Origin of the sequence: Methylobacterium symbioticum (assembly GCF_902141845.1) — a bacterium.
Classification (GTDB): domain Bacteria; phylum Pseudomonadota; class Alphaproteobacteria; order Rhizobiales; family Beijerinckiaceae; genus Methylobacterium; species Methylobacterium symbioticum.
The window spans coordinates 35,299-58,525 of record NZ_CABFPH010000009.1 but is presented as its reverse complement, the minus strand read 5'-3'; the positions used below and the strand labels follow the sequence as shown (position 1 = coordinate 58,525).

Sequence of the window (23,227 nt, the reverse complement as noted above, 5' to 3'; positions counted from 1 at the left end):
GGCTTGGTGATACGGAGCCCGCTCTGATCAAGCGGCTTCCGTATCACTCGCCGGAATCGGTCCTACTCCGCCTTGTTGCGAAGGCGATAGACCTGCCACGTCAGCATCATGCTCGACGCCATCAAGGCGGCGTGCAGCAGGTGGAGGAGAAGCGGCCCATCTTGCATCGGATCAATCCCGTGGGCCTGGCTGCGCCAGGATTGCGGGAATCCTGGCAACAACCGGGCCAACAGCCGAGACGGCGCACCGCGCCGTTGCGGGTTCGGGTGAGCATCTCCGTTTGGGCTGCGGCGACCGCCTATGCGGCGACGGGGTCGGGACGCGCGAGGGCCTTGGCCGACAGAAGACGCGTCAGAGTCGCGAGCAGGTCGGTCTGCGTGATGATCCCGAGGATGCGGCGCTCTGCGTCCACGACGACCACCGCATGGGTGCGGCCATCGGACAGCGAGGCGGCGAGCGCGACCACGGGCTCGTCCGGCCCGGCCGTCTGCGCCTCGGACATCACCTGCGCGATGCCCCCGTCGCCGTGCAGCGTCAATTCGCGCAGGCCGAGCGTGCCCGCCAGCCGGCCACCCCCGTCCACGACGGGCAGCGTCCGGATGTTGTGCGCGATCAGGAGGTCCCGCGCCCGCGCGATGCTGCCATCCAACCCGATGGTGACGACATCGCGCGACATGACCGCGCCGCAGGTCGGCTCGCCCTGCGAGCGGACGAGCGCGTGAAGCTCGACTTGGCGGAGGAGCCGGTCGAGGTCGGCGCGGTCGATGTCCAAGGTCTCGTGCAGTTCGCCCAGGGCCGCATCCACGTCCTCGGGCCTGAAGCCGACCCGGAGCGGCGCGGGCAGGTCTCCCGTCCCGTGCGTGTTGACCGGTGCCGGGACCGGGACGTGCGGGTAGTTCCGGCGCGAGAGCCTGTGGAAGGCGACGCCGAGGGCGACCAGGATCACCGAGTTCACGCAGACCGGGAACAGGGGGAACAGGAAGCCGGCCGAGGTGACGGCCGGACCGCCGATGAGCGCTGTCAGCGCAGCGGCGCCGCCGGGCGGATGGAGGCAGCGGGTGAGCGACATCGCGGCGATGGCCAGGGACACCCCGACGCCGATGGCCACGACCGGGTTCGGGATGAAATGTGCGGCGAGCACGCCCATGAAGGCGGAGATCGTATTGCCGCCGATGATCGACCAGGGCTGAGCGAGCGGGCTCGCGGGTACGGCAAACAGCAGCACCGCCGAGGCCCCCATCGGTGCGACGATCAGCGGGATGTGGGGTCCCTGGCCGAAGACCAGACCACAGATCAGGCCGGTCAGCGTGATGCCGACCAGCGCCCCGAGACACGCGATCAGGCGTTCCCGCAGGGTCGCGCCCGCCAGGATCGGCCTGAACAGGCGAAACCCGGACGCCTTGCCGGCTTGCTCAGGGCTGACGGTCTTGGACATCCGCGCGCGTCCCTCGCTCGCCCGAACCGATGCCGGAGGCGCCTGTTCGACAGGCAGACGCTCCGTTCGCCGGCCCAGAACACTGGCATACCAGACGTTCGTAGACGGATCATGGCTCAAATTGCAACGCGCAGAGGCAGGATGCCTGCCATCGAGGCAACGCGGGCCTGGGCGGGCAGCCGCTGGACCGCATCCTGCCCAGGCTCGAAAGGCATCGGCCCCGGACGATGTCGGAGTCCGGCCGCGCGGACGGGTCGTGGCCTCCGGACGTCGCCGTCCGCCCTCGGCCTCAACCGGTCCCAAGCCTCTCGCGAATGCGCACCCCGAGCGTCTCGACCGCGAAGGGCTTGGTCAGCACCGCCATGCCGGGCTCCAGATGGCCGTTGCCCACCGCCGCAGTCTCCGCGTAGCCGGTGATGAGAGCGCCGCGTAGCCGAGATCTTCCGGAACTTCTCTCACCAGCATCCGCACGGCCGGCGCGTCGTCGACCACCAACACCGTCTCGCCCTGTTCGGCGCGCGGCGCCAGGGCCTGTGCCGCGCGCCGATCGGCCTCCTCCGCCGCACCGTGATGGCGCGGGCGATCGATACAGACGGCCGTGCCCTGCCCGACCTCGGACGAGATGCGCACCCGCCCACCCGACTGCTCGGCGAAGCCGTAGATCATGATCAGGCCGGGGCCCGTACCCCGACCCGGCAGCCGGATCCGAGCGCCGCGGATCAGCCGAGGCTTCCGAACCCGGCCGAGTCCCGCGTCCAGGCGAGGGCCTGCTCGCTGAGACTGATGCCGAGGCCGGGGCGCGTCGGCACCAGCATCCGCCCGTCCTTCAGTTCCAGGCGCTCGTTGAACAGGGGCTCCAGCCACTCGAAATGCTCGACCCAGGGCTCGCGCTGCATGGCGGCGGCGAGATGGATGTGCAGTTCCATCGAGAAATGCGGCGCGATCGTCAGCCCCGCGAATTCGGCGAGCGTCGCGACCTTCAGGTAGGGTGTGATGCCGCCGACGCGGGGCGCGTCCGGCATCAGGAAGTCGGCTCCGTTCTGGCGGATGAAGTCCCAGTGCTCGGAGACGCTCGTCAGCATCTCGCCGGTGGCGATCGGCGTGTCGAGGGCGGCGGCGAGCGCGGCATGGCCGGCAGCGTCGTAGCAGTCGAGCGGCTCCTCGATCCAGATCAGGTTGAACTGCTCGAAGATCCGGCCCATCCGCATCGCGGTCGGACGGTCCCATTGCTGGTTGGCATCGACCATCAGCGGGAAAGCGTCGCCCAGATGCTCCCGCACGCGGGAGACGCGCTTGATGTCGAGCGCCCAATCCGGTTGCCCGACCTTCAGCTTGATGCCTCCGATCCCCTTCTCGCGGGAGCGGTCGGTGTTCACCAGCAACTCGTCGAGGGGCGTGTGCAGGAAGCCGCCGGAGGTGTTGTAGCAGCGGACCGCATCGCGCTGCGCCCCGAGCAGCTTGGCGAGCGACAGGCCGGCGCGCTTCGCCTTCAGGTCCCAGAGCGCGACGTCGAAGGCGCCGATCGCCTGCACGGCGAGGCCGCTGCGGCCGACCGAGGCGCCGGCCCAGGCGAGCTTGTCCCAGGCCTTGGCGATGTCGCTCGGATCCTCGCCCAGAAGGGCCGGCGCAATCTCGCAGGCATGGGCGAACTGCCCCGGCCCGCCGGCCCGCTTCGCGTAGCTGATCCCGAGGCCGCGATGACCGTCGCCGGTCTCGACCTCGCAGAACAGGATCGCGATCTCGGTCATCGGCTTCTGGCGGCCGGTGAGCACCTTGGCGTCGCTGATCGGCGTCTTGAGCGGCAGATAGACCGAGCGCAGGCGGATGCCGGTGACGGTGTCCTGAGCCATGATGTCCTCCAGAGGTTGGGATTGCGGCGCTCAGGCCCGGGCGGCGCCGACATCGCGCGGCAGCACGGGCGCCTTGTCCGCAGCCCGCTCGTCGCTGCGGATCTCAAGGCGGTTCAGCGGCCCGACGATGACGAGGTAGGACAGGGCGCCGATCAGCGCGACCACGCCGATATAGACGAGGGCGAGGTCGAAGGAGCCCATCTCCTTGACGATGATGCCGATGGCCAGCGGTGTGACGATGCTGGCGAGGTTGCCGCAGAGGTTAAAGATGCCGCCGCTGACGCCCATGATCTGCTTGGGCGACACATCGCCGACGATGCACCAGCCGAGATTGCCGATGCCCTTGGCGAAGAAGGCGACGCTCATCACCACGATCACGAACACGTCGGACTGGACGTAGTTGGCGAGCACGATCGTGCTGGAGAACAGCAGGCCGACGATGATCGGGAGCTTGCGCGCCGCCGTGAGGCTGAAGCCGCGCCGGAGCATCCAATCCGACCACAGTCCGCCCGCGAGTCCGCCGAGGAAGCCGCAGATTGCCGGGATCGCCGCCACGAGGCCGACCTTGAGGATCGACATGCCCCGCGCTTCGAGCAGGTAGGTGGGGAACCACGTCAGGAAGAACCACGTGATCGTGGTGAGGCAGAACTGGCCGATATAGATGCCGATCATCATGCGGTTGCTGATGAGCGCCTTGACCTCGGACCAGCGGATGCGGTCGCGCTTGTCGCCCATGTTCGGCAGGCCGCCGCCGGCCTCGATGTAGTCGAGCTCGGCCTGGTTCACGCCCCGGTGGTGGCGCGGCTCATGGACGTAGAGCAGCCAGACGACGCCGAGCACGATGCCGACACCGCCCGCCCAGTAGAAGATCGCCTGCCAGCTATGGGCATGCAGGATCCAGGTCATCACCGGGGTGAAGACGGCCAAGGCGAAATACTGGGCCGATTGGAAGATCGAGGTCGCGAAGGCCCGCTCCTTGGTAGGAAACCACATCACCGTCAGGCGGCTGTTGGCCGGGAAGGCCGGGGACTCGGCGATGCCCATCAGGAAGCGCAGCGCAAACAGCGCCAGGAAGGTGAACGAGACGACGTGGACGAGGCCCTGCATCATCGTGAAGGCCGACCACAGGATCAGGCCGATACCGTAGACGAGGCGGGCGCCATACTTGTCGAGCACCCAGCCGCCGGGGACCTGCATCGCCGTGTAGGCCCAGCCGAAGGCCGAGAAGGCGAGGCCCATCGTGATCGCGTCGAAGCCGAACTCGCCGCGCATCGCAGGGGCGGCCACCGACAGGGTGGCGCGGTCGACGTAGTTGAAGGTGGTTGCGAGGAAGATCAGTGCCAGGATGAGGTATCTGACATTGGTCTTCTTCAAGCCGTGCCCTGCTTGAGCCATCGCGTTCCTCCGATGCCGAGGCCCGTCTCAGCGCTCATGCGAGCGGTGGCAGACCTTCGTTCGGCATGATCGGTGGAACAGCCCCGTATCGCTGTCCAACGCCAAATTTGGATTGTTTATTGCGGCACGAGCATCAATCCTGCCTTTCGCATCTTCGGGACGCTGCTCCGCAGTCTGACCTCACCATGGACCGGCGCGTAGCAGGACAGCCGCCGGGAATGGTGTGAGGTGCTCCAAACGTCCCGAGACATGCGCCCAGAATCCGGCACAGCCGGATCGCGGCAGGCGCGTCCACCGAGGCGAAGCGTCGGGCGGCGAGACGCCGCCGGGTGCCGGAATCCAGATGGATCCTTGCGCCCGCGAGAGGAAAGACCTGAGCGGAGGGATGCGTTTGGCTGCTCCTCGGGCGGTATGGTATTCGGAACGGATGTCCGAAGCTCTCGAGATTGCCCATGGCGATTTCGGCCGAGTGGTCCTGCTCGACATGGACCGCGGCCTCGTCCGGCACGCGCATCATCACTGCCACGTCCTGCTGAAGGTCGAGGGTGACGATACGCAGTTTCTGGTCGGCGAGCGCGTCGTCCGCCTCACCGACGAGCAGGCCGTCCTCGTCAACGCCTGGGAGACGCACGCCTACCTGCACGATCCGGCCCGCGACAAGGCCATGATCCTCGCGCTCTATGTCGAGCCGGCCTGGCTCGGATCGTTCCGCAACAACTGGGCCGCGAGCGGCGCCCCGGGCTTCTTCGAGCAGCCGGTCGGCCTCATCACGGCTCGGATCAGGCAGCTCGCCCGGGACCTCGCAGCCGAGATGGTCTACGCGCCGGACTCGAACCACATCCGCGAGACCCTGCTGCCCGGGCTGATGATCGCCCTGATCGAGCGGTTCACCGCCTGGCGCGAGGCCGGGGCCTCCCTGCGGGCGGCGAGCCGGAGCCGGGACTGGCGCGTGCAGCGGGCCATCGCCCGGATCCGGGCGGAGCCGGGGACGGGCGACGGCATCGATGCGCTTGCCCGGGAGGTCGGGCTCTCGCGGGCGCATTTCTATCGCCTGTTCGAGCAGACGACCGGCGCCTCGCCGAACGTGTTCAAGAACGCCATCCGGGTCGAGCGCGCGGTGCGGGCCATCGTCGGCACCGATCAGGGCCTGACGGATCTCTCGCTCGGCCTCGGCTTCTCCACGCCCGCGCATTTCTCGCGCTTCTTCCGCGACCATGTCGGCGTTCCGCCGAGCGTCTTCCGCGGCATCGTGCGCCGCGGCGGGCTGCCGCTGCTCGCCTGAGCGCCGCCGCGCGCCGGCGGCGTTTTTGAGACGTTTGGGTAAGTCCTGAGACGCGACGGGATCCTCCGCCGCCCCTGACGCGATGCATCCTGCTCGGACCAGGCCAGCAAGAGCCCTGGACGAGGAAGCGAACGTTGGGCATCGAGCACATCCCGTTCGTCGGACGGTCGGTCGAGCGCGTCGAGGACGCGGGCCTGCTGTCGGGGCGCGGGCGCTACATCGACGATCTGGGCACGAGGCCGGGCACGCTGCACGCGGCGATCCTGCGCTCGCCCCACGCCCACGCCGACATCCTCGGGATCGACGCCGCCGCGGCGCAGGCGCTACCGGGCGTGGCGGCTGTGCTCACCGGGCGCGACCTCCTCGACATCACCGCGGGCCTCGTCCCGGCCGTGCGCGCGGCGGTGGATGCCCGCGCCATCGCGGTCGACCGGGTGCGCTATGTCGGCGAGCCGGTCGCCATCGTCCTGGGGACGGACCGCTACATCGCCGAGGACGGCTGCGACCTGATCGAGGTCGATTACCGGCAGCGTCCCGCCGTGGTCGATCCGCTCGCCGCCCTCGCGGCCGATGCACCCGTGCTGCACGACGGCGTCGGCGCCAACCAAGTCAGCGACCGCGCCTTCCGCTACGGCGATCCCGAGACGGCCTTCGCGAACGCCCGGCATACCCTGTCGGTGACGGTCCGCTACCCGCGCAACACCGGCTCTCCGATGGAGACCTACGGCGTCGTCGCCTCCTACGACCCCACCGACGACAGCTACGACGTGCTCGCCAACTTCCAGGGGCCGTTCAGCATCCACGCCGTGGTCGCCCGGGCGTTGAAGGTGCCGGGCAACCGCCTGCGCCTGCGCACGCCCCCCGATTCCGGCGGCAGCTTCGGCGTGAAGCAGGGCGTCGCGCCCTACGCCGTCCTGATCGCGGCCGCGTCCCGCAAGTCCGGGCGCCCGGTCAAATGGATCGAGGACCGGCTCGAGCACCTCGCGGCCTCGGTCTCGGCGACCAACCGCGTCACCACGCTGACGGCCGCCTTCGACGAGCACGGCCGGGTCGCGGCCCTCGACTGGGACCAGATCGAGGATTGCGGCGCCTATCTGCGCGCGCCCGAGCCCGCCACGCTCTACCGGATGCACGGCAACATGACCGGCGCCTACGCGATCCGGCACGTGCGGATGCGCAACCGGGTGGTGCTGACCAACAAGACGCCGACCGGGCTGGTGCGCGGCTTCGGCGGCCCGCAGGTCTACTATCCCCTGGAGCGGCTGATGCAGCGCATCGCCGTCACGCTCGGCCTCGATCCGCTCGAGGTGATCCGCCGCAACCTGATCCCGGCGGACGCCTTCCCCTACCGGACGGCGACGGGCGCGCTCTACGATTCGGGCAACTACCAGCACGCCCTCGACGTGGCGGCCCGCGACGGCGGCCTCGCCGAGCTCGTCCGGCGCCGGGACGCCGCCCGTGCCGAGGGGCGGCTCTACGGGATCGGCTACACCGCCGCGGTCGAGCCCAGCGTCTCGAACATGGGCTACATCACCACGGTTCTCACCGCCGCGGAGCGGGCCAAGGCCGGTCCGAAGAACGGGGCGCAGGCCACCGCGACCATCACCCTCGATCCGGTCGGCTCGGTCACCGTGCAGGTCGCCTCCGTGCCGCAGGGCCAGGGCCACCGCACCGTGCTGGCGCAGGTGGTGGCTGACGTGTTCGGCATCGCCCTCGACCAGGTCCGGGTCACGGCCGATCTCGACACGGCCAAGGACGCGTGGTCGATCGCCTCAGGCAACTACTCGAGCCGCTTCGCCGCCGCGGTGGCGGGCGTGGCGCATCAGGCGGCGACGCGCTTGCGGGACAAGCTCGCGGCGGTGGCGGCGGCCCAACTCAACGTGCGGGCGGAGGACCTCGTCTTCGCCGGCGGGCGCGTCAGCGCCCGCGCGAACCCGGACGCCTTCCTGCCCTTCGCGCGCGTTGCCGCGACCGCCCACTGGTCCCCGGGCCTGCTGCCGGACCTGGACGGGACGCCGATCCGCGAGACTGCCTTCTGGACGCCGCCGCAGCTCACGGCGCCCGACGAGGCGGATGCGGTCAATTCCTCGCTCTGCCACGGCTTCATCTTCGATATCTGCGGGCTCGAGGTCGATCCGGTCACCGGCAAGATCGGAATCGACCGCTACGTCACCATGCACGATTGCGGGCGCATCCTGCATCCCCGCATGGTCGAGGGGCAGGTGCGCGGCGGCTTCGCGCAGGCGCTCGGCGCGGCCATCTACGAGGAACTGGCCTACGGCGACGACGGCGCCTTCCTTTCCGGCACGCTCGCCGACTACCTGCTCCCGACCGCGACGGAGATGCCGGACCTCACCGTCCTGCACGTGGAGAGTCCCTCGCCCTTCACGCCGCTCGGCGCCAAGGGCGTCGGCGAGGGCAATTGCATGTCGACGCCGGTCTGCCTCGCCAACGCGGTGGCGGATGCGCTCGGCCTCGACGCCATCGACCTGCCGCTGACCCCGGCCAAGCTCGCGGGCCTCGCCGCCGGCCGCGACGAGCCGGCGCCCCCCGCTGGCCTCGCCGCCCAGGCCCAGCCCGTGGGCAAGCCGGGCGACCGCACCCTGCGCGGCGAGGGCACGGCGGCGGTCACCGCTCCGCCCGAGGCGGTCTGGTCGATGCTGCTCGATCCGGATGTCCTCGCCTCGGTCATCCCGGGCGCGCACGGCGTGCGCAGGCTCTCGGAGACCCATTTCACCGCCGACGTGACCCTCGGCGTTGGTCCGGTGAAGGGCCGCTACAAGGCCGATATCCGCCTCTCCGACCTCGATGCACCGCGTGCGGCGACGCTCGCCGGCTCGGTGACGGGGGCGCTCGGTAATGGCGGCGGCACCGGCCGCCTCACCCTGGAACCGGACGGGTCCGGCGGCACCCGCATCGGCTACCGCTACGAGGCGGCGGTCGGCGGCAAGGTCGCGGCGGTGGGCGGGCGCCTGCTCGACGGGGCGGCTCGCGTCATCATCGGCGGCTTCTTCTCGGCCCTCGCGCGGCGGGCGGGCGGCTCTGGGAGCGGCCCGGGCTGGCTGCGCCGCCTCCTCGCCCGACTGGGGATCTCGGCATGAAGCCCGCACCCTTCGGCTATCTCCGCGCGGCGAGCCTCGACGAAGCGCTCGAGGCCCTCGGCCGGCACGGCGCCGAGGCCCGGATCGTGGCGGGCGGCCAGTCGCTCCTGCCGATGCTGAACATGCGGCTGACCAAGCCCGCGATGCTCATCGACGTGATGCGGATCGAGGCCCTGCGCGAGCCGGTGCCGGAGCGGGGCGCGCTCGTGATCCCGGCCGGCGTCCGCCAGGCGATCCTGCTCGACCGGCCCGGCCTAGCCGACGACCTGCCGCTGCTCGCCGCGGCCCTCCCCTGGGTCGGACACGTCCAGACGCGGGCGCGGGGCACCCTGTGCGGCTCGGTCGCCCATGCCGATCCGAGCGCCGAGATCCCGCTCTGTCTCGTGGCGCTCGAGGGCGAGGTTCGGCTCCGCTCGCGCAAGCGCCGCCGCAGCGTGCGTGCCGAGGACTTCTTCACCGGCATGATGGTGACAGAGCGCGGCGACGACGAGCTGATCGAGGCGATTGCCTACCCGACCCGCGCAGCGGGGACCGGGTACGCCTTCGCCGAGGTCGGGCGCCGCCACGGCGACTTCGCCATCGTCGCCTGCGCCGCCGTGGTGGATGCCCGGCGCATGCGGCTCGCGGTCGGCGGCGTCGCCGACCGGCCGACCGCCCGCGACTTCCCCCTCCTCGACGGCTCCGCCCTCGACGACGCCCTGAACGCCTTCGCCTGGGAACTCGGCGCGGGCGAGGATCTCCATGCCACCGCCCGGTACCGCCGCGACCTCGTGCGTCAGCTCGGACGCCGGGTGCTGGACCAAGCGCGACAGGACAGCCTCCGATGCAGCTAGACGCGCAACAGCGCCATCGCGTGCGCTTTACCCTGAACGGGGCGCCCGCCGAATGTGAGGTCGAGCCGCGCACGCTGCTCACCGACGCGCTGCGCCACGGCCTCGGGCTCACCGGCACGCATGTCGGCTGCGAGCACGGCGTCTGCGGCGCCTGCACGGTCGCGATCGACGGCGTGCCGGCCCGGGCCTGCCTGACTCTCGCGGTCGGCGTCGAGGGCTGCGACCTGCGCACCGTCGAGGGGCTCGAGCCCGAGCCCGGCCGCCTCGGCGTGCTCCAGGCTGCCTTCCGGCGCCACCACGCCCTGCAATGCGGCTTCTGTACCGCCGGAATCCTGATGTCCCTCGACGCCTATCTGCGCCTCAGGCCCGGCGCGGGCCGCGCGGAACTGACCGAGGTCATCGGCGGCCATCTCTGCCGCTGCACCGGTTACGCCCCGATCGTCGCGGCGGCGCTCGAAGCCGCGGCCATCCTGCGCGGCGAATCCACTCAAGCGGCGAACCAGGAGGAGACGGCCCATGCTTGACCTCGGCACCAGCTTCCTCGCGAGCGTCTCCCGCGATCCGCAGGCCCTCGCCATCGTCGACGGCGAGACCCGGCTGACCTACGCCGACTGGTACGGGCTGATCTCCGCGACGGTGGCGGGACTCGGCCGGCTCGGGCTGGAGCCCGGCGATCACCTCGTCACGGCGCTGCAGAACAGGCTGGAGGCGGCGACGCTGCACTGGGCCTGCCAGTTCGCGGGCATCGTGCTGACACCCATCAACTGGCGCGCCAAGCCCGACGAAATCGATTTCGCGATCGAGAATTCCGACGCGAAGGCGCTCGCCTACGAGGAGGTCTCGGCTGCCGCGGTGCGGGCGAGCGCCGCCGCCCGGGCGCTGCCGCGCATCGCGGTCGGCCACACCACCGGATCCGGGACGATCGCCTTCGCCGATCTCGCGCAGCCGGGGGCGGCCCCCGCCAAGCCCCGCGTCGGCGCGGAAGCGACCTCGCTGATGCTCTACACCTCGGGCACCACGGCCAAGCCCAAGGGCGTGCCCCGCCGCCACCGGGCCGAGCGCGCCGCCGCCCTCGCCCACGTGGCGCAGAATCTCTACGCGCGCGGCGAGCGCACGCTCGGAGTCATGCCACTCTACCACACGATGGGGGTGCGCTCGCTCATCGCCATGTCGCTGATCGGCGGCGCCTTCATCTGCCTGCCGCGCTTCGACGTGGCCGGGGCGCTCCGCCTGATCGCCGCCGAGCGGGTGACGAACCTCTACCTCGTGCCGACCCTCTACCACGACCTCGTGCACCATCCGGATTTCGCGGGCACGGACACCGCCTCGGTGCGCAAGCTCGGATTTGCCGGCGCGCCGATGACGGACGGCCTGCTCGCCAAGCTCACCGAGGCGTTCCGGCCGGACCTCTTCGTCAACCATTACGGCTCGTCGGAGGTCTACACCTTCACGATCAACCAGGACGCCGCCACGAAACCCGGCTCCGCCGGCCGGGCGGGCCTCAACACCATGGTGCGCGTGGTGCCGCTCGGCGCCGCGGACCCGGAGGCTGTCGCCGCTCCGGGCGAGGAGGGCGAGATCGCGGTGATCGCCAGCGGCGACGAGGCCTTCGAGGGCTACTGGCGCCGCCCCGAGGCCGACGCGAAGGCCTTCCGCGGCGGCTGGTACTTCACCGGGGACACGGGCTTCGCCGATCCGGACGGCGACATCTTCGTCACCGGCCGCGTGGACGACATGATCATCACCGGCGGCGAGAACGTCTCTCCGGTGGAGATCGAGAGCTGCCTCTCCCTCCATCCGAGCGTCTCGGAGGTCGCCGTGGTCGGCCTGCCCGACGAGCGCTGGGGCAAGCTCGTGACCGCCTTCGTCAAGCGCCGGGACGCCACCGACGGCCCCGCCCTCGACGCGCATTGCCGAGCGGCCGGCCTGCCGAGCCACAAGCTGCCCCGCGCCTACGTCTTCGTCGCCGACATCCCGAAATCGCCGGTCGGCAAGCTCCTGCGCCGCCAGCTCGTGGCGGGCGAATACCAGCGCGAGCCCGCGGACGAACCCACGGCCGCCGCCTGACCCGGCCTGAATCCTCCCCACCCCATTCGGAGAAGAGAGACCCGATGACCGACGATCCCCGCCTGACGAACCTCGACGGCTTCCGCGTCGAGATCGATCCCGCCCGCGAGCGCGCCGACGTGATCCTGAACCGGCCGCCGATGAACGTGATCTCGATGCCCCAGCGCGACGAGATCCGGAAGGTCTTCGAGGCGCTCGACGAGGATCCGCGGGTGCGCGTGATCGTGCTGCGCGCCGAGGGCGAGCACTTCTCGTCGGGCGGCTACATCAAGGGCTTCCTTGACGCCTCGCCCGAGCATGTCTCGAAGCTCGCCTGGAACATCGCCGCGCCCGCGCGATGCGCCAAGCCGGTGATCGCGGCCAATCGCGGCTACACCTTCGGCGTCGGGTTCGAGATCTCGCTCGCCTGCGACTTCCGCATCGTCTCGGAGACCTGCCGCTACGCGCTCCCCGAGCAGAAGCTCGGCCAGATCCCGGGCTCCGGCGGCTCGGCTCGCCTGCAGAAGATCGTCGGCATCACCCGCACCAAGGACATCGTGATGCGCTCGAAGCGCATCCCGGGCCGGCAGGCGCTCGACTGGGGCATCGCCACAGAATGCGTGGCCGATGCCGATCTGGAGAAGGCCGTCGACGCGCTGGTCGACGAGCTGCGCGCCTTCTCGCCGATCGCCCAGCGCACCGCCAAGAAGCTCCTCAACGACACCGAGGATTCGACGCTCGCGATCGCCATCGAGCTCGAGGGCCATTGCTACAGCCGCCTGCGCCAGTCGGACGATTTCCGCGAGGGCGTCGAGGCCTTCCACGAGAAGCGCCAGCCGAAGTTCATCGGCAGCTAGGGCGCTCTCCGCCGAAGTGGATGCCGGCTCGGCGCGAGAGAGCGCGCCAAAACAAAGACTTAGTGCCGCGCATCACCGATCGCGTGAACGACCGCCACGCCGGCTGCAAGACCGGCGGTCGGCTCTGAGGCCGAGGCTGCCCGAGCCCGAGGGAGAGACACCATGGACGCCACCACGACGATGGCCGCCCCGGCGGCCCTGCCGAAGCCCACCACCCGACAGACCGCGACCGCCGCTCTGGCCTCGCTGTTCGGCTGGGGGCTCGACCTGTTCGACCTGTTCATCCTGCTCTACGTGGCGCCCGTCGTCGGCGCGCTGTTCTTCCCGGCCGACAAGCCGATGCTGTCGCTCGCCGGCGCCTATGCCTCCTTCGCGGTGACGCTGCTGATCCGGCCGCTGGGCTCGGCCCTGTTCGGCACCTATGCCGACCGATTCGGACGGCGGCGCGCCCTGATGGTGGCGGTGATGGGCGTCGGCCTCTCGACGGCGGCCTTCGGCCTCCTGCCCACCGTCGGCCAGATCGGCTGGCTCGCCACCGCGATCTTCCTGGCCTTCCGGCTGATTCAGGGCATCTTCGTCGGCGGCGTGGTGGCGGCCTCGCACACGATCGGCACCGAATCCGTGCCCGAGCGCTGGCGCGGCCTGATGTCGGGCTCGGTCGGCGGCGGCGGCGCGGCGATCGGCGGCCTGCTCGCCTCTCTCGTCTTCTCCATCGTCTCGCTGCTCGCGCCGGGCGAGGCCTTCGCCGCCTGGGGCTGGCGGGTGATGTTCTTCTCCGGCCTCCTCACCTCGGTGGTCGGGCTCATCCTGTTTCGCAACCTCGAGGAATCGCCGATCTTCCGCCAGCTCCAGGCGGACAAGGCGGCCCGGCGCGGCGAGACCCCGGTGGTGGCCTCGCCGGTGCGCGCCCTGTTCTCGGCCGAGCACGCCCGCAACTTCGTCCTCGCAGTGCTGCTCTCCTTCGGCGGCGGCGCGGCCTACTACCTCACCTCCGGCTATCTCCCGACCGTCCTGAAGCTGGTGAACGGCCTGCCGAACGCCACCGCCTCCCTGATGCTGATCGGCGCGAGCGTCGCCGCGGCCATCGGCGCCTGCGGCATGGGCGAGCTGAGCCAGCATATCGGGCGGCGGCGCTGCTTCCTGCTGATGGGCGCCGTGCGGCTCGTCGCCTTCCCCGTCCTGTTCCTGGCGCTGGGACAGGCCACGGATGCGGTGACGATCGGAATCTGCGCGCTGCTCCTCGCCTTCGTCGCGAATGCGAGCTACGGCCCGCTGCTGATCTTCCTCAACGAGACCTTCCCCACGGCGTTGCGCGCCACCGGTACGGGCTTGAGCTGGAATATCGGTTTCGCGCTCGGCGGCATGCTGCCGACGCTGGTCTCGCTCACCGCCGACGGCCCCGGACAGATCACGATGGTATTGGCGATCTTCTCGACGGTGGTCACGCTGGTCTATCTGGTCGGGGCCTTCCTGATGCCGGAGACGCGGGGCAATCTCGATCGCGGCTGAGGGCGCGCGATGTCCGACAACCCGTTCTGGGACTTCTCCCTCGATCTCTACCGCCGGCCGGGCATCGCGCCCGCCTGCCTCGCCCTGCAGGACGAGGCGGGGGCCGACGTCAACCTCGTGCTCTACCTGCTCTGGTGCGCGGCGACCGACCGATCCCTGGACGCCGCGGCGGTCCGGGCAGCGGATGCGGGCATCGCGCCCTGGCGCGGGGCCGTGGTCGAGCCGCTTCGCGCCGTCCGTCGGGCGCTGAAGGCCGAGCCGCTCGCGCGCCTCGGATCGGAGGCCTATCGCGAGCGGATCAAGGCGGTCGAGCTCGAAGCCGAGCGCCTCGTGCAGGAGGCTCTGTTCGCGGGCGCGCCGGAACCGGGCCCGGCCCTCGACCGGGGGCGGGCCGCGCGGGACCATCTCGGCCATTATGCCGGGCTGCTCGGGCGGCCCCTCCCCCAGGAGGCTCTGAGCGTGCTCCTGGACGGGCTCGCCCGGTCCTGAGGGCTTATATCGATGTGCGTTGATCCCAACCTTTGGTCGGGATCAACGCGGACGGCCGCCGTCGCGCGGGCAGGCCGCGATGAGCCGCACGCATCGCGGTCTGGTCTTAGGCCGGGACGATCGTGCCGGGATTCATCAACCCCTTGGGGTCGAAGCTCCGCTTGAGCGCGGCCATCATCGCCTGCTCGACCGGCGACTTGTAGCGCCGGACCTCCTCCGTGCGGAGCTGGCCGAGGCCGTGCTCGGCGCTGATCGAGCCGCCGAGATCGGCTACGATGTCGTGCACGATGCGGTTCGCCCCGGGGCGCAGAGCCGCCACCTCTGCGGCGCTCGCACCCGCCGGCCCGAGCGGGTTGTAGTGGATGTTGCCGTCCCCCAGATGGCCGAAGGCGAAGGGCCGGATGCCGGGCAGCGCCGCCGCCAGGGCCGCGTCGGCGCGGGCCAGGAACGTCGGCACGGCCGAGACCGGTACCGAGACGTCGTGCTTGATCCCGAACCCCGCCGCCTTCTGCGCCTCGGCCTGACCCTCGCGCAGGGCCCAGAGGCGCCGACGCTGCGCCTCCGAGGCGGCCAAAGTCGCATCCGAGACGATCTCCTCCTCCAGGGCTGCCGCCAGCGCTTCTGCCATCAGTCCCGCCAAGGTGCCCGGCGCGCCCTGGCCGGTCGCCTCGATCAGGACGTACCAGGGATGGCGCTCGGCGAAGGGCGAGGCGGTGCCGGGCAGCGCGACCAGCACCCAGTCGAGGCATTCGCGCCGCATCACCTCGAATCCCGTCAGGCTCTCGCCGAGGTGGCGGCGCGCGCGATCGAGCAGGCGGAGCGCTGCCGCCGGATCCGGCACGGCCACGAAGGCGGTCGCCGCGTCGCGCGGGCGCGGCAGCAGGCGCAGCACCGCCGCGGTGATGATGCCGAGCGTCCCCTCCGCGCCGATGAAGAGCTGCTTGAGGTCGTAGCCGGTCGCATCCTTGCGCAGGCCGCGCAGGCCCTCCCAGATCTGCCCGTCCGGCAGCACGACCTCCAGGCCCAGCGCCATGGCGCGGGCATTGCCGTAGCGCAGGCACTGCGTGCCGCCCGCATTGGTCGAGAGGTTGCCGCCGATCTGGCAGGAGCCCTCCGAGGCGAGGCTTAAGGGAAAGAGCCGGTCGACTTCGGCGGCCCGCGCCTGCACCTCCGCCAGCGTCATCCCAGCCTCGACGGTGATCGTGTCGTTGACCGGATCGAGCGCGCGCACGGCCCGCATCCGCTCCAGCGAGATGATCACGCAGCCCGGCCGGGTCGGTTGGGCACCGCCCGCGAGGCCGGTATTGCCGCCCTGCGGGACCATCGCGACCCCGGCCTCGGCGCAGGCCGCGACGGTCGCCGCCACCTCTGCCGTCGAGCCGGGCCGGGCCACGAGGCTCGGCGGCGCCGTGAAGGCCCCGCCCCAGGACTCGCCGTAGCGTGTGCCTGCATCCGCCACGAGGCCCTGCGCGCCGAGGATCGCGCCGAGCCTGTCGCGGAGCTGCGCCGGCAGCTCCGCTCCCGACCCTACGTCGGACACCGCCCTCACCCGGCCCGCGAGGGCGTCGAGTGCAGGGGCAGCGCGCGTCCAGACGCATTCTCCTCGCCGGTCACCACCTCGGGCAGATGGCCGGGCCGCTCCTCGCCGGTGAGCCCGCGCAGCAGGTGCGAGACGCTCATCACGACGATCGGGATGGCGACCGCGATGTAGGTGTTGTCGATGCCGAAGGGATCGCCGAGCAGGAACCAGCCGATCGTCAGCACGAGGGAGGCCAGGATGCTGATCAGGGCGCCGAGGCGCGTGCCGAACCAGGGCGCGTAGAACAGCAGCAGCACCAGCACGGCAAGCGTCGCGCGGAGAGCCTTGGCGAGGAAGGTCACCTTGACCACGTCGGGCGCCAGGATCGCGAAGGGCAGCGGGATCAGTCCGACCACCACCGTCGCGATGCGCACGAACATGAGCGAGCGCTGGCTGTCGCCGCGATCCTTGAACAGGGGCTGATAGAAATCCTTGAACAGGAGCGTCGCGGTCCCGATGCTCACGGCCGAGATCGTCCCGAACAGCGAGCCCGCGAGACCTGCGACCACGAAGGCCGCGGTGAGGGTGTCCATCCGCGCGATGATGCTCGGGAAGGCCTGGAGCGGCGGAATGTTCGGCGAGAGCACGGCGGCGCACAGGCCGATGCCGGCCGCCAACAGGCTGAACCCGATCAGCAGGAGCGCCGAGTAGAGGCTCGCCCGCTGCGCCTTGGGGCCGTCGCTCACCGTGCTGATCGCCTGGATCACGTACTGGGTCGAGAAGATCGCGCCGGTCGCCGCGATGAACCAGGCGATGATCTGCGGCCAGCCGACTGTGCTCGCCTCGAACATCCGCGCGGGCAGCCGCGCCTGCAGCTCGCCCATCCCGCCGACCTGGTTCAGGGCGAACACGAAGGCGATGACGATGCCGAGATACTTGACCAGCGCGTGCAGCACGTTGGTGTAGATCACCGAGCGCATGCCGCCGACCGTTACGTAGAGCACCGCCACGATCCCGGTGAGGACGATCGCCACGGTGCGATCGATGCCGAGGATGCTCGACAGGACGGCGCCGCCGCTCGTGTAGACCGAGATCGCGACGATCTGGATCGCGAAGATCATGATCGCGGAAGTCGCGACCTTGACCTTCGGTCCGTAGATCCGCGACAGCGCGCCCGAGATGGTGTTCTCGCCGAGCGCCTTGAAGCGGCGTGCGAGCAGCATCGCGTAGAGGATGAAGCCGATCCCGAGGACGGCGAGGCTCCAGGCCCCGGAGATCCCGTGGCTGTAGGCCACCTGCGCGGTGCCGATGCTCGCCGTGGTGCCGATGAACTCGGACATCAGCAGGAAGCCGATCAGGATGGCCGGGAAGGTCGTGCCGCCGGAGGTGAAGCTCTTGGCGCTGTCGGCGTAGCGCTTCGCCGCGAAGCTGATCACGCCGAGGACGGCCATGTAGAGTCCCGTCAGCGACAGGACGGTCCAACTCGCTTGCATGATCGCCTCCTCAGCGGCCGAAGGTCAGCAGGGGGCGTTCCGGCAAGGCTCTGCAGCCTGCCGGGTGGCGGTCGTGTACGGTCGTCATCGGTGCTCCTCCGGATTGGGCGGCTCGGCGACCTCGTTGGACCGGTGTGGTCGTGGGTGCCGTTGACCGTGTCAGGCTTTCAGGGGGTGGCGCGCGCCTCCGCGACGGAGGCGGAGCCGCTCTGGGCGAGGGCGAGGCGCAGCTCCTCCTCGAAGAGGCGCGCGACGTGGTCGCCGCCCTCCTCGCCGAGCGCGCCGTAGCCGAACAGGAAGGCGCGGCCCGCAAAGGCCGCCTGTGCGCCGTGGCGCAGGGCCCGCAACAGGTCGAGGCCGTTCATCATGCCGCCGTCGACGATCAGGCTCGTGCGGGTTCCGACGCGGGCGGCGATCTCGGCCAGCGCATCGATCGAGGCCGGCGCCGCGTCGAACTGGCGGCCACCGTGATTGGACACGACGATGCCGTCGACGCCGAGCGACACCGCTTTCTCGGCGTCGTCCGGATGCAGCAGACCCTTGACCAGGAAGGCGCGCGGCCACGCCTCGCGCAGGCGCGCCACCGTCTCCCAGGTCATCGGACCGGTCATCTTCTGGAAGACGTAGCTCGCAAGATCCGCGGTGCTCGCTTGCCGACCGGCATAGGCGAGGAAGTTCTCGAAACGGGGCTGACCGTGGCGCAGCATGGCCAAGCCCCATTGCGGCGCGCGGGCGACGTCGAGAGCGGTCCGCAGGGTCGGGCGGAAGGGTACGACGAGGCCGTTGCGCACGTCGCGGGTACGCTTCGAGCGCACCGGTACGTCCAGGGTCACGACGAGGGCGTGGGCGCCGGCCCGCTCGGCTCGAGCGACGAGGTCGAAGGAGACGGCGTGGTCGTTCTCGGGCACGCCGTAGAGCTGGTACCAGAACACGTCCGGGGCGAGCGCGCCAACGCGCTCGATCGTGGTGTTGGCCACCGTCGACAGCACGTAGGGGATGCGGGCGCGCTGCGCGGCGCGGGCGAGCGCGTCGTCGACGCCCGGCCAGAGCAGCCCAGCAAGTCCCATCGGCGCGACGCCGAAGGGCGCGCGGTAATCCCGCCCGAACAGCCGCACCGTGGTGTCGACCCGCGTCATGTCGAGCCCGAGGCGCGGCGTGATCGCGATGGCGTCGAGGGCGGCGCGGTTGCGGGCCAGGCAGAGGTCGTCGCCGACTCCGCCGGCCACGAAATCGTAGGCGAAGCGCGGCGTCCGGCGGCGCGCCCGTACCATCAGGTCGGCGATCGTCGGGTAGCGGCGGCGCAGGAGGGCCGCGCGCCCGTCGAGACCGCCGCTGCCCCATCCGGCAGCGCGGACGGGCGCCGTGCCCCGCCCCGCGACGGCCTCGGCGACGCTCGGATGAGTCGCCGTCACCTCAGTACTCGCAGACGACGTTGACGAGAGCCTGCCGGCCGGCGCGCACCGCCGCGACCGCCTCGGCGAGGGCGCCGGGCAGGGCCTCGGCCGTCTCGACGCGCAGCCCGAGGCCGCCGCTCGCCTCCACCACCCGCTCGAAATCGGGGGAGGGCCCGAGATCGGCGAGCATGCGCCCGCGCTCCTTCGCCGCGTAGCCCTCGCGGTACATGGCGAGCGTCGAGTTCCGCACGGCGCCGTAGAGGGCGTTGTTGAAGACCACCGTGAGCACCGGCAGCCCGTGTGCCGCCGCGGCCCAGTGGCTCGCGGTGGGGTTGGCGAAGATGTAGGCGCCGTCGCCCAAGGTCGCGACGACGAGCGTGTCGGGCGCCGCGAGCTTCGCGCCGAGCGCGGCACCGAGCCCCCAGCCGAGGCCGCCGGCCGGGCTCAGCCCGAAATAGGTCCCCGCTCGCGTGCGCGGGCAATGGTCGAGGCGCAGCGGATACTCGTTGACGATGATCGCCTCCGGCCCGACGGCCTCGGTCAGGCAGGCGCTGATCCATTCGGGGGTGATCGGGTCGCTGGCCGAGAGCTGCGTGGCGACGGTCCGGCGCTGCCCGATCGCCGCCCGGCGCTCCGCGGCGCGGATCTCGTCCTGGCGTCCTTCGAGGGCGCGCTCCAGCCCATCGAGCAGAGTGGCCGTCTCGCCGGGCAGGCAGAGATCGGCCCGGAAGCCGCGCATCGGGTAGCGGGTATAGGCCGGATCGATCCCGAGATGGGCGATGCGCGCGCCCTCCGGCGGGTTCTGGATCGAGGGGATCCAGGGCACGTCGCAGTCGAGGGCGATGACGAGGTCGGCGTCCTGGATCCAGGGGCCGGGTTCGAACCCCGCGAAGCTCGGATGATCGGTGGCGATGTTGAGGAAGCGCTGGTGGAAGGAGACCACCGGCACCGCATGGCGCTCGGCGAAGCGGGCGAGCGCCCGGAAGCCGGCCTCGCTGCGCCCGGCGCTCGCGGTGACGATCACGGGCCGCCGGGCTTCGGCGAGCCAGCCGGCGAGCTGTGCGACGGCGACCGGATCGGGGTGGGGCGCAGGGACCGCCGCGAGGACAGGAGCCGAGGCAGCACCCGGCAGGGCCGCGGCGCCCGCCAGCGTATCGCGCGGCAGGGTCACGTAGACGGGCCCGCGCGGCGCCGACATGGCGACCTGATGGGCCCGGGCCACGATCTCCCCGGCCTGCTCGGGCAGGTGGAGCTCGTAATCCCACTTCACGGCCTCGCGCAGCATGCCGGCCTGATCGAACATCTCCTGTGCCCAATGGATGTATCGGGTGCGAGCACCGTGACGGCCGGCCTCCGAATAGGGCGAGCGGCCGGCGAACAGCAGGACCGGTGTCTCGTCCCGGCTGGCGTCGAGCACGGCATTGACCGCGTTGGCGGTGCCGACATTCACGTGCACCATCACGGCCTGCGCCCGGCCCGAGACCATGTAGACGCCGTGGGCCATGGCGACGGCGAGGTTCTCGTGCGGGATCACCATCGGCCGCGGTACGTTCTCGCCAGTGGCCTCCGCGCGCGCGAAGGCCTCGGCGATCGGCGGGAAATCCGTGCCGCCATTGGCGAAGAAATAGTCGATGCCGCAGGCGGTGAGCTGCCGGAGCAGGACGTCTGCCGCGCTTTGTACCTCGCCGGCGCGCGTCCCTGGCTGAAGCTCGACCTTCATTCGGACCTCCCTGTTCTTGTTCCCCGGCCGGCCCCATCGAATGGGAGAAAGGCCCGGTATTCGGCCTCGCTCGCGCTCGCGATGGGCCGTTTTTTGGTTTCCAATTCAACGCCGGAACAATAATTCTGGCAAATAATCTTGTCTTATGCAGGCAATCACCATCAATGATGGCGCGCGCTCACTCCGGATCACCACGCCAGCGCCGCACGCAGCCGGCATCGATCTCGAATAGGTCGAGGACGCGGCCGAGCGTGTGGTCGACCATCTCGGCGAGGCTCTCCGGCCGGGCGTAGAAGGCGGGCACGGGAGGGGCGATGATCGCGCCCATCTCGGAGAGCGCCGTCATCGTCCGCAGATGCCCGGTGTGGAGCGGCGTCTCGCGCACCATCAGGACGAGGCGGCGACGCTCCTTCAGCGCCACGTCGGCGGCCCGCGTCAGCAGGCCGGTGGTGGTGCCGGCCGCGATCTCCGACATGCTCCGCACCGAGCAGGGCGCCACGATCATGCCGCGGGTGCGGAAGGAGCCGGAGGAGATCGCCGCGCCGATATCGGCCTGGGCATAGGTCTTCGCCGCGAGCGCGCGGACGTCGGCGACCTTCAGGTCGGTCTCGTGGGCCAGCGTTACCTCGGCCGAGCGCGACATCACGAGATGGGCCGGAATGTCGAGGTCGCGCAGGATCTCGAGCAGGCGGATCCCGTAGACCACGCCCGAGGCGCCCGAGATGCCGACGACGAGGGGGAGGTTGCGGCTCATGCGGACGCCCCCTCGGCCTGGCCCCCGATCAGGCCCGGCGCTTGGTAGACGTGCTTCAGTTCGGTGAAGTCCATGAAGGCGTCGTAGCCGTGCAGGCGGCCCAGCCCGCTCTGCCGGTAGCCGCCGGTCTCGGCTTCGGCGAAGAGCTTGTTGTGGTCGTTGATCCAGACAGTGCCGTTCCGCAGAGCCCGCGCCACCCGCAGGGCGCGGGCGCCGTCATGGGTCCAGACGCTCGCCGAGAGCCCGAACACGCTGTCATTGGCTCTGGCAACCGCCTCCGCCTCGCTCTCGAAGCCTTCGAGGACGAGGAAGGGGCCGAAGATCTCCTCCTGTACGAAATCCGCGCGCGTGTCGGCGTGCTCGACGAGCGCGGGCGTCAGGAAGGCGCCGGGCCCCTCGGGCACGCGCGGCCGCAGCAGCACCGCGTCGGCGTCGGCGCAGGCCGCCTCGACACGGGCCGCGACGGCGTCGCGGGTCGCACGATCGATGAGCGGGCCGACCTGGGTGGCCGGATCGAGTCCGGGCCCGACTCGGAGGGCGGACAGCGCGGCGGTGAGGGCCGCGCGCATCTCCGGCAGCCGGGAGCGGTGCACGAGGACGCGGCGCGCCGCCGTGCATTGCTGGCCGGAGATGATGGTCGCAGCCGCGGCGATCCTGCCCGCCACGGCATCGATCCCGGCATCGGGGAAGACGAGGCAGGCGGACTTGCCGCCGAGTTCCAGAGAGAGCTTCTTCATGCTGTCGGCGGCGGCGCGCATGATCGCCTTGCCCGTGGCGGTGGAGCCCGTGAAGCTGAGGACGTCGACGTCGTGCGAGACCGAGAGATGCTCGGCCCCGGCATGGCCTGTCTCTACGATGACGTTGACGGCGCCCGCGGGCAGGCCCGGCGCGGCGAGCAGCGGGGCCAGGAGGGCGGCGTTGAACACCGCGGTCTGCGCGGCCGGCTTGACGATTGCGGTGCAGCCCGCCGCCAGCGCCGGGGCCAGCGAGCGCACCAGCAGCACGGCCGGGGCGTTCCAGGGCACGATGATGCCGGCGACGCCCGCGGGCTCGCGCAGCATGGTGGAGAGCACGCCCGGCTCTGGCTCCAGCACGTGGCCCGGGATGTGTCGGGCAAGGCCCGCATAGTAGAGCACCTCGGAAATCGCACCGGCGATCTCGCCGCGGGACTGGGCGATGGCCTTTCCGTTGTCGCGGGTGAGGAGTTCGGCGAGCCGCTCGCGCTCCGCCTCGAGGGACGCGGCCCAATGCAGGAGGACCTGCTGGCGCAGGCGCGGGGACGAGGCCCAGAGGCCGCGGTCGAACGCGCGCCGGGCCGCGGCGACCGCCGCCCGCGCCTCGCCGAGGCCGCCATCGGCGAGGCGGCCGACGAGGCTGCCATCGGCCGGGTCGAGGCTCTCCGCCGCCGGCGTGCCGCAACACTCGCCATCGATCCAATGATGCGCGTTGCCGTCCATGGTCGTTTCCCCGCCCTCGATCGTGAGATCCCCCACGCCCCGGGCGTCGGGCGGGCGGTTTCCGCCGATCGTAGGAGCCTGCGGGCGGGCCTG

Annotated in this window: 17 protein-coding genes and 1 pseudogene; 8 read left to right on the top strand and 10 right to left on the bottom strand. The window is 71.0% G+C overall.

The window, feature by feature from the left end:
* Nucleotides 1-298 precede the first annotated feature (298 nt).
* The 4 genes and pseudogenes from MET9862_RS05280 to MET9862_RS05265 all read right to left on the bottom strand — a co-directional run bounded on the left by MET9862_RS05280 (nucleotide 299) and on the right by MET9862_RS05265 (nucleotide 4,680).
* Nucleotides 299-1,435: an HPP family protein gene (locus MET9862_RS05280; RefSeq protein ID WP_142582059.1), complete on the bottom strand. Its 1,137-nt coding sequence runs from the start codon at nucleotides 1,433-1,435 to the stop codon at nucleotides 299-301.
* A 289-nt stretch (nucleotides 1,436-1,724) separates the two neighbouring features.
* Nucleotides 1,725-2,128: pseudogene (locus MET9862_RS05275) on the bottom strand (hypothetical protein); the annotation flags it as partial.
* Between the two features lie 26 nt (nucleotides 2,129-2,154).
* Complete coding sequence (locus MET9862_RS05270; RefSeq protein ID WP_142582058.1) at nucleotides 2,155-3,285, bottom strand: L-talarate/galactarate dehydratase; 1,131 nt, start codon at nucleotides 3,283-3,285, stop codon at nucleotides 2,155-2,157.
* A gap of 30 nt (nucleotides 3,286-3,315) precedes the next feature.
* On the bottom strand, nucleotides 3,316-4,680 hold the full coding sequence (locus MET9862_RS05265; protein WP_142582057.1) for an MFS transporter: 1,365 nt from the start codon (nucleotides 4,678-4,680) through the stop codon (nucleotides 3,316-3,318).
* A gap of 427 nt (nucleotides 4,681-5,107) precedes the next feature.
* On the opposite strand from MET9862_RS05265, the gene MET9862_RS05260 reads away from it, so the two are divergent.
* The 8 genes from MET9862_RS05260 (at nucleotide 5,108) to MET9862_RS05225 (ending at nucleotide 14,797) form a co-directional block, all read left to right on the top strand.
* Nucleotides 5,108-5,962, top strand: a complete 855-nt coding sequence (locus tag MET9862_RS05260) for a helix-turn-helix domain-containing protein (protein ID WP_142582056.1) — start codon at nucleotides 5,108-5,110, stop codon at nucleotides 5,960-5,962.
* A gap of 134 nt (nucleotides 5,963-6,096) precedes the next feature.
* Nucleotides 6,097-9,063: a xanthine dehydrogenase family protein molybdopterin-binding subunit gene (locus tag MET9862_RS05255; RefSeq protein ID WP_142582055.1), complete on the top strand. Its 2,967-nt coding sequence runs from the start codon at nucleotides 6,097-6,099 to the stop codon at nucleotides 9,061-9,063.
* Nucleotides 9,060-9,896, top strand: a complete 837-nt coding sequence (locus MET9862_RS05250) for an FAD binding domain-containing protein (protein WP_142582054.1) — start codon at nucleotides 9,060-9,062, stop codon at nucleotides 9,894-9,896. The genes MET9862_RS05255 and MET9862_RS05250 overlap by 4 nt, the downstream gene beginning before the upstream one ends.
* Nucleotides 9,887-10,420 (top strand): (2Fe-2S)-binding protein, encoded by a 534-nt coding sequence (locus tag MET9862_RS05245; protein WP_142582053.1) that lies wholly within the window; start codon nucleotides 9,887-9,889, stop codon nucleotides 10,418-10,420. Before MET9862_RS05250 ends, MET9862_RS05245 begins: the two co-directional genes overlap by 10 nt.
* Nucleotides 10,413-11,963, top strand: coding sequence for an AMP-binding protein (locus MET9862_RS05240; protein WP_142582052.1), 1,551 nt, complete (start codon nucleotides 10,413-10,415; stop codon nucleotides 11,961-11,963). The genes MET9862_RS05245 and MET9862_RS05240 overlap by 8 nt, the downstream gene beginning before the upstream one ends.
* Nucleotides 11,964-12,007: 44 nt before the next feature.
* On the top strand, nucleotides 12,008-12,799 hold the full coding sequence (locus MET9862_RS05235) for an enoyl-CoA hydratase/isomerase family protein (RefSeq protein WP_142582051.1): 792 nt from the start codon (nucleotides 12,008-12,010) through the stop codon (nucleotides 12,797-12,799).
* Between the two features lie 162 nt (nucleotides 12,800-12,961).
* Nucleotides 12,962-14,308, top strand: a complete 1,347-nt coding sequence (locus MET9862_RS05230) for an MFS transporter (protein WP_142582050.1) — start codon at nucleotides 12,962-12,964, stop codon at nucleotides 14,306-14,308.
* A gap of 9 nt (nucleotides 14,309-14,317) precedes the next feature.
* Nucleotides 14,318-14,797 carry a TIGR02444 family protein gene (locus tag MET9862_RS05225; RefSeq protein WP_142582049.1) on the top strand — a complete coding sequence of 160 codons (480 nt, stop codon included), beginning with the start codon at nucleotides 14,318-14,320 and terminating at the stop codon, nucleotides 14,795-14,797.
* Between the two features lie 106 nt (nucleotides 14,798-14,903).
* Here the strand turns inward: MET9862_RS05225 and MET9862_RS05220 are convergent, their stop codons facing one another.
* The 6 genes from MET9862_RS05220 to MET9862_RS05195 all read right to left on the bottom strand — a co-directional run bounded on the left by MET9862_RS05220 (nucleotide 14,904) and on the right by MET9862_RS05195 (nucleotide 23,134).
* Nucleotides 14,904-16,337: an FAD-binding oxidoreductase gene (locus MET9862_RS05220; RefSeq protein WP_142582048.1), complete on the bottom strand. Its 1,434-nt coding sequence runs from the start codon at nucleotides 16,335-16,337 to the stop codon at nucleotides 14,904-14,906.
* A 5-nt stretch (nucleotides 16,338-16,342) separates the two neighbouring features.
* Nucleotides 16,343-17,809, bottom strand: coding sequence for a sodium:solute symporter family protein (locus MET9862_RS05215; RefSeq protein WP_142582047.1), 1,467 nt, complete (start codon nucleotides 17,807-17,809; stop codon nucleotides 16,343-16,345).
* Between the two features lie 167 nt (nucleotides 17,810-17,976).
* On the bottom strand, nucleotides 17,977-19,221 hold the full coding sequence (locus MET9862_RS05210) for an alpha-hydroxy acid oxidase (RefSeq protein ID WP_244612578.1): 1,245 nt from the start codon (nucleotides 19,219-19,221) through the stop codon (nucleotides 17,977-17,979).
* A gap of 1 nt (nucleotide 19,222) precedes the next feature.
* Nucleotides 19,223-20,923 carry a thiamine pyrophosphate-requiring protein gene (locus MET9862_RS05205; protein WP_142582046.1) on the bottom strand — a complete coding sequence of 567 codons (1,701 nt, stop codon included), beginning with the start codon at nucleotides 20,921-20,923 and terminating at the stop codon, nucleotides 19,223-19,225.
* A 178-nt stretch (nucleotides 20,924-21,101) separates the two neighbouring features.
* On the bottom strand, nucleotides 21,102-21,677 hold the full coding sequence (locus MET9862_RS05200) for a UbiX family flavin prenyltransferase (protein WP_142582045.1): 576 nt from the start codon (nucleotides 21,675-21,677) through the stop codon (nucleotides 21,102-21,104).
* On the bottom strand, nucleotides 21,674-23,134 hold the full coding sequence (locus MET9862_RS05195; RefSeq protein ID WP_142582044.1) for an aldehyde dehydrogenase family protein: 1,461 nt from the start codon (nucleotides 23,132-23,134) through the stop codon (nucleotides 21,674-21,676). The genes MET9862_RS05200 and MET9862_RS05195 overlap by 4 nt, the downstream gene beginning before the upstream one ends.
* Between the last annotated feature and the right edge of the window lie 93 nt (nucleotides 23,135-23,227).